This is a genomic window from Peribacillus sp. NPDC096379, from assembly GCF_044762875.1.
In the GTDB taxonomy this organism is placed as follows: Bacteria; Bacillota; Bacilli; order Bacillales; family DSM-1321; genus Peribacillus.
On sequence record NZ_JBIWFD010000004.1, the window covers coordinates 280,988 to 293,616 of the forward strand.

Consider the following 12,629-nt stretch of genomic DNA (forward strand, 5'->3'; position numbering starts at 1 on the left):
CTAATTTAAGATGCGAGGTCAGACCCTATCATTAATTCGGTTGGAGGATTCTTTGTTGCAAAAGTGTTTTAAATTCTTCATTTGGAACTGGACGACTAAATAAATACCCTTGGATTTGATGGCATTCTTCTTTTTTAAGGATGTTTAATTGCTGGAGTGTTTCTACCCCTTCCGCAACCACCTTTATTTGCAATCCTTTTGCTAAATAAATAATCGATTTTGCGATAAACATATCTTGATCACTATGAATCATATTTTGAATGAACGATTTATCAATTTTTATCACATCAAACGGAAATTGAGTTAAATAAGCAAGAGACGAATACCCTGTACCAAAGTCATCTAAGGAGATAGTGATCCCCATTTTCTTTAATGAATTCATCGTGTTTTTCGCCGCTTCTTTATTGTTCAAACAAGAGCTTTCGGTCAATTCAAATTCGATATCTTGTGGATGAATACCAGCTTCTTGCACCGTTTTCTCTATTGTGTGCAGCCAGTCTTGTTTCATAAAATGGACGGCGGAAATATTAATCGAAATCGGCACCGTTGATAGTTGTTCTTCTTTCCATTCCCTTATCTGTTTACATACTTCTCTTAAGACCCAATCATCGATATGGACAATTAAGCCGTTTTCTTCGGCAATTGGCAGGAATTCCATCGGTGATATGCGTCCCCACTCTGGATGGTTCCAACGTATAAGCGCTTCAGCACTCAGCATTTCACCTGTACAACTGTCGACCCGAGGTTGAAAATGCAACGTCATCTCGTTATTTTCCAATGCCTTCCTTAAGTCTCGCCCTAAGCTATACGATTTATAAGACTCGATGCTGCTTGATCGAGAGATAATATAATACTTACTTTCCCCTTGTTTCTCCGCTTTGTTTAACGCAATATCAGCATTACTTAATAAGTCTGAGCTATCTATGCCATTATCCGGAAAGGTACTAATTCCAATACTTACAGTGACATATAATTCATAGCCGTTTATCAAAAATGGTTCAAGTAAACCATCGATTATTTGATTAGAAATTAGTTCAAGTGATTCAATTGATTCTACGTTCGCGACTAAAACACCAAATTCATCGCCACCGAGACGAGCAAACATATCATTTGCTGGTACTAGTGAAGCAAGACGAGCAGCAATTTGACATAATAATTCATCACCACTCGGGTAGCCGATTGTATCATTGATATATTTAAAATGATCAATATCAATGATCATGACAGCAAATTTTCTGTCACTATTCGCGTACTCAGTCGCAAATCCCCTCAATTTTTTATTAAAATTTCTTCGATTTGGTAATTGTGTTAAATGGTCGTGATACGAAATATGCTTCACTTTTTCATGTAACAGATGTTGCTCTGTCATATCAGTAATGAGACCGTCTAATTGAATAAACACTCCGCTATCATCTAAAGTAGGAATCATATAATCTTGAATCCATTTAATATCACCGTTTTTATGAATGATACGGTATTGATGACGAACGGTGTTTCCTTTTGCTAACTCATCGTGTAAATCCATATATTGTTGCCAATCCTCAGGATGAACGATCGTTGACCATGAAGTATTATACTCCATATCATCTGCCAAATAGCCACAGATTTGTTCAATCCCTTGCGAATAAAGGATAAATTGTCCAGTCTGCATATTAACAGACCAAACCCCTACATCAAGATTATTATAAACTTTGGAAAACTGCTGTTCTTTTTCCGTAAGCTTGGACTCAGTATGCTTACTGTTCGTAATATCTTGAATGAACCCGATTACACGAACCGGAAGACCCTTTTCTCCAAAAAGGACTTCTATTTGCACATACACATGACGGATAGCCTGATCCCTTCTCATAATTCTACATTCAAAATGAGCACCACCATTGTTAAATAAAGTTTGCTGGAAGGCAAGTTCAAGTTTGGGCTGATCATCAGGATGGACAAACTCAAGAATTTGCTTATATGTTGGCGAAAAGTCTTCCTCTTCACTAATTCCCAGAATCAGACGTTTTTGTTTCGAGCAATACGTGCGATTGCTCATCATATCGTAATGGAAACTGCCAATATTGCCGATTTCTTCAATGGTATTAAAGTTTTCTTTAGACAGATAAAACTCTCTTTCCTGTTCCCTTAGATCCGTAATATTTTTTATAATTACATACACTTCCATGCCATCAGGTGTAGCGATCGGAACAATGGTAACATTCGTATAGCGAGTGTTCCCATTCTTGCAAAGGACTAAGCAATTGAACCTGTTTGTTTGACCTAAGAGAGCTTCTTCGAAATATTGTTTTTGTTCATATGTATAATCTTGTATAAAATCTTCTAAAAATGATTCATCGAAGTCTTGTTCCGTATAGCCAAACTGCTGGGCAAATGCTTCGTTATAGGTTAGAAGATTCCCACTGACGTCCAATTTGATAACCGCATTCAGGTGATCGATAATGAGAGAATGAAAGTCTTCCTCTCTGGTCATTGAATTCATGCTATTTTTCTTGGTTCCCCCCTGAAAAGACTCGTTCATTTCAATAATCCCTCTCATTCTGCATTTCATTATTGATCACCAAAAAAGAATATTAATTTTAGTAAATAGAATCTACCTTTTATGTTTTTATTTGTTAATACTACCACACTTTCAAACTAAATGATTCCGATAGAAAAAGCAAAAAAAGAAAGGGTCAGACCTTACATCTACTACATTTCGTTTATATGACATGTAAATGACACAATAAACGATGTATAGAGTGTGAAGTCAGACCCTTAATAAAACTTCTTATTACACTTTAAATCTGCCAATTTGCTCTTGTAATTCTTCAGCCATGTGTGAGAGTGTGGCTGCGGATGATGTGATTTCTTCCATCGATGCCAATTGCTCCTCCGTCGCAGCTGCTACATTTTGTGTGGCTGATGCCGCTTCTTCGGCAATTTCAGCTAATATTTTTTCTGATTGGAGGACTTGTTCAGACCCTGCTGAAAGCTGTTGGGAAGCAGCAGACACTTCCTGTAATTGCGCCGATATCTCATCAATAGAATAGCGAATTTGCGCAAAAGATTCCCCGGCTTTATTCACTACGCCAATGCCATCAGTCACTTCGCTAGTTGTTTGTTCCATTGATTGAACAGCAAGGTTTGTCTCATCTTGGATTAATGTAATAAGGCCAGAAATGCTCTGAGCCGATTCAGCAGATTGTTCGGCTAGTTTGCGTACTTCATCCGCTACTACAGCAAACCCTCTGCCATGTTCACCTGCTCTTGCCGATTCGATCGCAGCATTTAATGCGAGTAGATTCGTCTGCGAGGCAATATTTGTGATCACTTCTATGATATTGCCAATCTCTTTTGAACGATCACCTAATCCTTTTATAATTTGTGATAATTGCGTAACTGTCAGATTAATTGAATTCATTTGTTCAATCGTCGTTTGAATCGCTTCATTCCCTTCCACGGCTTTTTGTGAAGTATCGACCGAGTTGGCAGATATACCTTGGCCATGAGAAGCAATCTGTTGGATACTTAACGCCATTTCTTGTACGACCTTCGAACTCTCTTCTGTGCTTCTCACCTGCTGTTCTGCTCCTTGCGCTACTTCCTGAATGGTGTTTGCAATTTGCTCACTCGCCTTACTTGACTCTTCTGAACTCGCTGTCAACTCTTCAGAGGCAGCAGCCACTTGTTCAGAAGTAATATTTACCTGCGTCATCAACTCGCGTAATTTCAATATCATCTTATTAAAAGAAAGCGTTAATTGGCCGATTTCATCTTTGGAGCGATAGCTTCCTTCAACGGTTAAATCGCCATTTTCCGCACTTTCCATAAGTGTCTGCATTTCTTTAACCGGATTAGTGATCATCCGAGTAATGATAAATCCAACCACACCTTTTATCACAATCGTAAGAATGATGATAATGATAATAAAATTCTTACTATCTTGAGCGCTTGCTTTATTGCTTTTAACTAGGTCATCCGCATATTTCTCCAAATACACGCCTATTTCATTCATTAATGAATTGGACTTTTCACGTGCAGGCTGTGCGTCTTGCTTGTATTTTGTATACGCTACATCCTTATCACCTGCAAGTGCCAATTTAAATACATTCTCTACCTCATTCAAATATCTCTGATACTCGGTCTGAAATTGAGATAATTGTTCCACCTCAATTTCAGATAAAAGACTTTTATCTAACGCCTGTATCAACGTTTCATTATCCTTCTTTAACGCGTCAATTTGGCCTTTTAATACCTGTATCTCTTTTGTATTGGATGTAAGCAACAACTCGAGTGCACTATTATCAATTGCCCGTGTGTTTATACGAATTTGACTTTGCCATTTTACGGGAAGCAAAGCATCCCAATACATTTGATCTGATTTTTTATCCATTTGATTCAAATTGTAGAATCCAGTACCACCAATCACACCAAAGATGATGAAAGAAATAAGTATTAGTACGAACAGCTTCTTACCGATTGCAGCATTACGTAATCCCATGATTCCTACTCCTTTTCTGTACCTTTTAAAGTTAGTTTCAAATTCATTTGAGCAAAAAAGAGACAGAGTCCAGCTATACCTGGACTTATTTCAGATAGTCTCTCACTCTATCAAAAAAACGATTATGAAAATTTAGCGTGGCCCATTTATTTAGATATCCTTTTGGCAACCTGGCGATCCTTGTCCACAAGTGACTTTAGACCCACGGCTTTGCGTCCTCCCCTTTCGATGAAGTTTGCTATTTTCTAGAATGGTAAAGCGGCACTACGAACCCGATTGTTTTAACTAAACCTCTGTTTACGCATCGATAAATTTCACTGTATCCGACCAACCGGGGATTTATGGGCTTCTAAACCAGGATAAATCCTCCATATATAGATGCATCGAAATTATACCATGGTCATTACCAAGAAGACAGAATCTCCTCTTCGTTTTGCAAGTAATCCTTTCATACTAGTTTCGATAACAACACGACTGAGGCTAAATTATCATAACAGAGGAGTGCACCAATTTTTTTTTAAAAAGGAACGATGCTCGGAGTTCAGCCTAAGATTGACGGAGAACCCGCCGAATTTAGGAAGTTGCCCGAGGCTTAGGGGCGTAAATATGGGTAGGTGGTTAGTAATTAAGGAGATTTGGGGAGTAATTCCTAAAAGTTGAAGAGTAAACCACCAAGTGTTATAAAACGCACAGGACTTAGGGAGTAAGCGACTTCCTGATGCATCATTATGTAAAATGGCAAGAATTAATCCAATCTGATGGTTCATACTCCAATAAAGTCAAAAACGCCCACCCCATTTCTGAGGTAAGGCGCTCCGTTTACAGCTTATACCAGCCCATCGCCATCGATCCTTCACCAAGATGTGTGCCAATAACAGGTCCGAAATAGCTTATATCGAATTCTACATTTGGATAAATCGCTTCGAGTTCCTCTTTCCAATCTTTCGCTTCTTCTTCACGTTTTGCATGAATAATCACCGCTTTATACATGCCACCTTGAGCCACATCTTGGCCGAGTAAATCTGCGATTCGCTTCATAGCCTTTTTCCGAGTTCGGATTTTTTCAAAAGGAACGATTACTTTGTCTACAAAATGGAGAATTGGTTTGACTTGAAGGAGACTGCCAATCAATACCTGTGCGCTGTTTAGACGCCCTCCACGCTGTAAATGTGCCAAGTCATCCACCATAAAATAGGCACGTGCTGATTGCTTGATGACTTCCAAACGAGCAAGAATTTCGTCTGGTCCTTTTCCATCTAAGGCCATCTTGGCTGCTTCAAGAACATAGAACCCCTGAACATAACAGCTGATTTCTGAATCAAAGGCGTACACATCTAGACCCTCAACCATATCTCCTGCACTGATCGCGCCTTGATACGTTCCGCTAATTCCACTTGATAAATGGATACTCACGACTGCATCATACTCTTTCGCTAATTGCTCATATTTCTCGATAAATAAACCTGTTGGTGGCTGAGAGGTTGTCGGGAGCTTGTCCTCCGTTTTGACCACATCGTAAAACTCATCCGCCGTTATATCAATTTCTTCACGATACGCCTCGTCACCAATCACTACCTGAAGCGGAACCATATGTATATGAAATTGTTTACGTATTAGTTCTGGGATATATGCGGTACTGTCCGTAACAACTGCCGTTTTCATAAAACATTACCATCCTTATTTCATTATTCTCATTTATACTTAATCACCATTTTATCCCGCATTAACGGGCAGTAAAGCCCCTACCTCAAGGCTTAGAGGAATCGTAGGTGGAGGATGAAAACCCCACTAATTGAAGTTTCACTTTATACGATACCGTCTCTGCTCGCATCATAATGTTGTGGTACCTTTAACAGAAAGTCGCCAAAACAAATGTGGGCCTGCAATTTTAAGTTTAGATCGTGAGCCCTTGGATTTGGATTGCGAGACGTCATTCCCGGCGCGTGAAAGTCAGATTTCGAATCGCGGGACCTCAATTAGGCGTAATAGGTTCTTTCTTTTGTCCTGTCTGAAATCCCCCAAGCAAAAATCGCCCAGTCTTAATCGTTGTAACATCGATTAAGCTAGACGATTTCCTTTGGCCTCCTCCAACAATTCAGCTGTGGATGTCCAATCATTACTTTATTTCACTTCAACCCAACCGTTTTTAATCGCTGAAATGACAGCTTGTGTACGGTCATTGACATTCATTTTTTGCAAAATATTGCTGACGTGGTTTTTTACAGTTTTTTCACTGATAAATAGTGTTTCTCCGATTCCACGGTTACTTTGGCCATCTGCTAGAAGTTGAAGCACTTCACATTCCCGGCGCGTTAATAAATGAAGCGGTTTTCTGATTTCAGGAATATAAAGGGAAGATTCTCTCTCTGTCATCTGCTCAATAGCAATTCGACGATATTCTTTCACTAGATTGTGAGTGACTTTCGGATGTAGGTACGATCCGCCGTCTGCCACTACTTTCACCGCTTCTACTAAAGCATCTGCGTCCATTTCTTTTAACAAATACCCTTGTGCCCCAGTCTGAAGTGCATGGGTGACGTAATTTTCATCATCATGAATCGATAGAATGATAATCTTCACATCTGGATAGCGCTCAATGAGTAATTTAGTTGCCTCCACGCCGCTTACTTGTGGCATATTAATATCCATGATCACCACATCCGGTCGGTGCGTTTCTACTAAATTCATCGCCTCACAACCGTCGTCCCCTTCTGCAACTACATCAAATGCAGATTCAAATTCCAGGATTTTTTTTACACCTTCACGAAAAAGCTGATGGTCGTCTATAATGACAATGCTTGTTTTCAATCGTGGTTCCCCCTTTATCCTCTTACCATATCTAAGTTTAGTATTCTATACGATCATTCAATGGCACCTTTACTGATACGAGTGTCCCTATTCCTTGATGCGAATCAATCGTCATTTCACCTTCCAGCAGCTCGACACGTTCCTTCATCCCCATTAATCCAAATGAGCCTGCTTTTTGAACATCAGAATCGAAGCCAATTCCATCATCCCTCACCATAACAATGACCATTTCTTTCGTCATCGATAGCTTGACTTGGATGCTTTTCGGTTCCGCATGCTTCAACGCATTTTGAATGGATTCTTGCACGAGGCGAAATAGCGCGACTTCCATATCAGATGGCAGTCTTTTTTCTTCGCCTAAATTTATAAACGTCATTTGTATACCGTAGTTGTAGTCTTCAGTCGTTTGTAGGTATTTTCTTAGGGTAGGTATTAACCCTAAATCATCAAGTGCCATTGGACGTAAATCATAAATAATTCGGCGCACCTCATACAGTGCATTTCTAACCATCACCTTCAAGTTTCGAATTTCGATGATGGCCTCGTCGCCGCCTCTTTCCCGATAAATACGGTCAATTAAATCGGATCGCATCATGACGTTTGCCAGCATCTGTGCCGGTCCATCATGAATTTCACGGGAAAGCTTCTTACGCTCTTCTTCCTGAGCCTCAATGATTTTTAAGCCAAAGTCCTGTTTGCGTTTCGCATCTTCAAGCGCTGGAGCCACTTGTTTCAAATCACTTGTTAAGTAATTCAAGACAACTGAAATTTGTGAAACAAGATGCTCGGCCCGATCAATCGTCTGTTCAAGTCCGCGCAACCTTCTCTCTAAATCATCCCTACGCAGCCGCAATTGTTTCTCGATTTGACTGTTCATCTGTAAATCCGCTTGAAGCTTATGCGCAACCTCATAAGCATCACGAACTTGTTGTTCAGAAAAATCATTGAAATACTCGCTCACTTCCGAAAGACGCTTTCTTGATAATCGGGCTTTTTTTTCGAGAATATCGCATTCTTCTATCACGATGGCAACCTGGATCTTCACTTCTTCAAGCTCCTTCGTTATCTCCTCAAACTCACGAAGGCATTGCTCTTGTATTTCAAATATCTCAACTTTGCTGTCTCCAACAGTCGTGATCATCGTTTCAACTATCATGTCCAAAGCTTTTACATCCATTTTTTTCAAGGACATTTAGATTCCTCCGATTACATCCAGCCTTTTGGTTGGTTTATCCTTTACTATAACGCCAATTGACAGACTTTCACTTCATTAAATAATAGGTATCTAATACTTAGTAGTAATTACCAAGGTCGATTGTCATGCAAAACCTAAATGGCGTTAAAACACCACCCGTTACTATGAAGGATCGATCATTAAGCACGCAATATTATTCTTACCCTATATACGTCCTTGTAGCTAGAAGCCATTTTGACTTTCCCATTGTAACAAAGAAATACGCCGATTTACTATATCTATTATCCTAATCCATCCTATACAATAGAAGCAAACCATGAATGACTCCATTATACCTAAAAATAGGATAGCCGGATAAGGTATTGTAACAGAAACCCTTGCAGCTCTAAGTTTCAAACACCACAAGCTTGCCTTTAAAAAATCCAAGCTTGCTTTTTCATACATAATATTCTTTTAAGCATATCCCTATTATCTAGATATAGAAAAAGCTATAGAACATTAGACCTTATTATACCATGAAGAAAACGGCCTAATATTAAAGTTTCTTTACATACCTTACTATCCCATGACTTTTAAGAAAAAGGAACGACTTCCTTCATATTATCGTGCAATCCATGCCTATCGAAAATTGCAGCCCCATAGCGAAAGCCTTATAATGAAGGAAAAACAAACTACTAGTGCGTGTTCAAAAAGGAGGATAAAAAGAGCCGAGAAGTTCGAGGAGCGCATCTCGAGAGGACCGGAACGTATGCAGTAATACGTGAGGGCCAAAGAGACAGAGCTTTGATACAATTCGACAGCTATTTTTATTGGACTTTTTGAACATCCTCTACTATTTTTTAGCAAAGAAAGGAGCTATTATGCTACAATCCTACCTTACTGTAAAAGGAAACGGAAAACATGAGATCATCATTGAAAAATCCCGCTTCATTTCTCATATTGCGCGTACCGAATCAGAAGAAGAAGCTCAAGTCTTCATTCAACATATAAAAAAATTGCACAAAGATGCCACACATAACTGTTCTGCCTATTTAATCGGTGAGCATGATCAAATCCAGAAGGCACTCGACGATGGCGAACCAAGTGGTACAGCTGGCGTTCCTATTCTTGAAGTATTGAAGAAAAAGGGCCTAAAAGACACCACAGTCGTTGTTACTCGTTATTTTGGTGGAATCAAGCTTGGCGCAGGCGGTCTGATTCGTGCCTACAGTAAATCAACATCTGAAGGAATTGATGCAACTGGAGTTGTCGAACGAAAGCTGATGCGGGTCATTGGCACATATATTGACTATACATGGCTTGGTAAACTGGAAAATGAGCTCCGTTCGTCTATTTATGAAGTAAAGGAAATTCATTATCTTGAGAATGTAATGATTGAAACATATGTAGAAGAGACTGGTAAAGAGTCATTTATATCCTGGATGACAGAATTGACCAATGGCCAGAGCCGGATAGAAGAAGGGGAACAACTGTACCTTGAGCGAGAAAAATAACACTTTATTTTTTAATCCCTTCCTATTTCCTGCTATAATTCAATTTACGAAACAGTAAAAAAATTGTAGAATGTTGTAGAGTATAGTTTCCTAGATATACTTTAGTCTGGATACTACCCACGAAGGAGAAAGTAATATGTCAAACCAACGCTTATACAGGGTTACCAAAAGAAGGCGCAAGCGGAAACGTAAAAAACTTGTTGCATGGTTCTTGGTTCCAATTTTATTACTAACTATCACTGGCACTGCCTATGGCGCATATTTGTACAATAAAGCCGCTTCTACTCTTGATAATTCTTTTGAGTCAATTGGCCTCTCCTCTAAACGTGAAGCGAAGGTCAATCCAAAGGTAGACAATACATCCATTCTATTTATTGGTGTGGATGATAGTGAGTCTAGGAAGTATAACGAGGCCACACGATCAGATGCTTTGATACTAGCTACCTTCAATCGGAAAAATAAATCGATTAAATTATTAAGTATTCCACGAGATTCTTATGTGTACGTTCCTAAAAAAGATCGTTACACGAAAATCACGCATGCACATGCATACGGAGGACCCCAGGTCACCGTTGAAACCGTTGAAAATCTCCTTGATATTCCAGTCGATTATTATGTACGTATGAACTTCTACGCGTTCATAGACGTTGTAAATGCGCTTGACGGAATCGAAGTCGAAGTTCCCTATGAATTGAATGAGAAAAACGCAGAAGATCAAAATAACGCGATTCACCTTGAACCTGGCTTGCAGACCGTCAACGGCGAAGAAGCATTAGCACTTGCACGTACACGTAAACAAGATAGTGATCTTTTTCGAGGACAGCGACAACAAGAAATTATTCAAGCGATGATAAAAAAAGCAACTACAGTTCACGCTGTTGCGAAATATCCTGATATAATCGAAGCGGTCGGCGGGAATATGAAAACGAACTTAACCTTTACTGAAATGAAGACATTTGTTGAATACGCCACTGCTAGAAATGACCTGACAATCGATACCCTTCAACTCGAAGGTACAGACGGTAGAGAAAATAACTCATACGTCTTCAACCTTGATCAGGACAAGCTGACAGAAACACAAAACTTATTGAAAAAGCATTTAGGCTTAACAAGCGAGAAAAACGTAGGCAGCCTCTCATATGATGCTGAATAATGAATAAATTACAGTTGTACCAAATGAGGTACAGCTGTTTTTTGATCAAAAGCCGGAAAATCTTAGCTTAACCATGCTGTTTTAATCCAATTATGGGACTATTTAATCGAAAATGCGATGAATTAATCCTAACAAACAAAGAATCTGTCCAAGAAAAGTAATAATTAATCCAAACCCATGCACGACTTCTCCTATTTAAACTACCCCATTCCTTAAAAAAGCATACAAAAAAACCTCTCTTTATCAGAGAGGTTTTAATTAACGATCTTTCATTTGATCGTTTTTCGCATTGATAAAACGTAATAACGGTTGGTATTCCTTACCGATTAAACCTATTTTTTCTACAATTACCTCAACAGCTAGCAAGAGGATGATTCCCATGAAAATTGCCCCCCATGACGTAGCCATCGAGAAAATGAAAGCAGATAATCCACAGCATGCGGCCATTGCATAGATGAGTAAAACCGTCTGCCTATGTGAAAATCCTACTTCAAGTAAGCAGTGATGCAAATGGGATTTATCCGGTGCTGATAATGGTTTTTTGTGCTTAATCCGGCGAATAATCGCAAAGAATGTATCAGAAATTGGAACTCCGAGGATAATAACCGGTACAATCAAAGAAATCATTGTGATATTCTTGAACCCCATCAGGGAAAGAACCGCAATCATGTATCCTAGGAATAATGCTCCTGTATCTCCCATAAAGATTTTTGCCGGATGGAAATTGTAAAACAAGAAACCAAGTGTACTTCCTAAAAGGATCAATGCCATACTCATTACGAATAGGTCACCTTTTAAAATGGCCATTCCCGAGATGGTAATTAAGGCAATCGATGAAACACCTGCAGCTAGTCCGTCAAGACCATCAATTAAATTAATGGCATTCGTAATGCCTACCACCCAAAGGATCGTTAACGGAATGGCCAGTATGCCAAAATGAAGCTCTCCTCCGAACGGTAAGTTAATATAATCGACTTGGACGCCACCAATGACAACAACGCCTGCCGCAACAATTTGTGCCATAAATTTAATTTTAGCTGAAAGTTCGAATAAATCATCGAAAAATCCAGTAATTATTATAATAAAACCGCCAATTAGAAGCGGGATCGTTATGTTTGTTAAGTCATCATTTGGTCTTAAGAAAACCCAGCCGATGAGAAAACTGATATAGATTGCCAATCCGCCTAGACGGGGCATAACTTTCTGATGAACTTTACGATAGTTGGGCTTGTCAGTTGCACCAATCTTGATGGCAAATTTCTTAACAAGCGGCGTAATAATAATGGATGCCACAAAGCATAGTAACAAGGCAAGGTAAACCATGGAGTACCTCCTTAGAAATATCATATCCAATTTAAGATTAAAGAATGAGTATAAAGAAACATTTCATTTATTTGGTAGTCACAAAATTTTCATCTGACGTCATTCTCTTTTTTCCCGGTCTAATCAACAAAAACTGATATCATCAAATATATTACTAGAATTCTAATAAACTTACAA

General features: G+C 39.1%; 8 protein-coding genes and 1 riboswitch. Of the genes, 2 read left to right on the forward strand and 6 right to left on the reverse strand.

The annotated features are described in order from the left end of the window. Nucleotides 1–31 precede the first annotated feature (31 nt). From ACIQZI_RS18585 to ACIQZI_RS18605, 5 genes are all read right to left on the reverse strand, one after another. Nucleotides 32–2,479 (reverse strand): EAL domain-containing protein, encoded by a 2,448-nt coding sequence (locus tag ACIQZI_RS18585; protein ID WP_403075811.1) that lies wholly within the window; start codon nucleotides 2,477–2,479, stop codon nucleotides 32–34. A gap of 291 nt (nucleotides 2,480–2,770) precedes the next feature. Beyond that, nucleotides 2,771–4,480, reverse strand: a complete 1,710-nt coding sequence (locus tag ACIQZI_RS18590) for a methyl-accepting chemotaxis protein (RefSeq protein ID WP_403075813.1) — start codon at nucleotides 4,478–4,480, stop codon at nucleotides 2,771–2,773. Nucleotides 4,481–4,641: 161 nt separating this feature from the next. Beyond that, nucleotides 4,642–4,730: riboswitch (cyclic di-GMP riboswitch) on the reverse strand. Between the two features lie 569 nt (nucleotides 4,731–5,299). Then, complete coding sequence (locus ACIQZI_RS18595) at nucleotides 5,300–6,142, reverse strand: DegV family protein (protein ID WP_403075816.1); 843 nt, start codon at nucleotides 6,140–6,142, stop codon at nucleotides 5,300–5,302. Nucleotides 6,143–6,601: 459 nt separating this feature from the next. Beyond that, complete coding sequence (locus tag ACIQZI_RS18600; RefSeq protein ID WP_403075818.1) at nucleotides 6,602–7,288, reverse strand: response regulator; 687 nt, start codon at nucleotides 7,286–7,288, stop codon at nucleotides 6,602–6,604. 37 nt (nucleotides 7,289–7,325) lie between these two features. After that, on the reverse strand, nucleotides 7,326–8,480 hold the full coding sequence (locus tag ACIQZI_RS18605; RefSeq protein ID WP_403075821.1) for a sensor histidine kinase: 1,155 nt from the start codon (nucleotides 8,478–8,480) through the stop codon (nucleotides 7,326–7,328). Between the two features lie 863 nt (nucleotides 8,481–9,343). Here ACIQZI_RS18605 and ACIQZI_RS18610 point away from each other — a divergent pair. Both ACIQZI_RS18610 and ACIQZI_RS18615 read left to right on the forward strand, forming a co-directional pair. Continuing rightward, complete coding sequence (locus ACIQZI_RS18610; protein ID WP_403075823.1) at nucleotides 9,344–9,976, forward strand: YigZ family protein; 633 nt, start codon at nucleotides 9,344–9,346, stop codon at nucleotides 9,974–9,976. A gap of 136 nt (nucleotides 9,977–10,112) precedes the next feature. Beyond that, entirely contained in the window at nucleotides 10,113–11,129 is a 1,017-nt protein-coding gene (locus ACIQZI_RS18615; RefSeq protein ID WP_403075825.1) for an LCP family protein, read from the forward strand. Nucleotides 11,130–11,387: 258 nt separating this feature from the next. Here the strand turns inward: ACIQZI_RS18615 and ACIQZI_RS18620 are convergent, their stop codons facing one another. Beyond that, entirely contained in the window at nucleotides 11,388–12,452 is a 1,065-nt protein-coding gene (locus ACIQZI_RS18620) for a glycosyltransferase family 4 protein (RefSeq protein ID WP_062185549.1), read from the reverse strand. Nucleotides 12,453–12,629 lie beyond the last annotated feature (177 nt).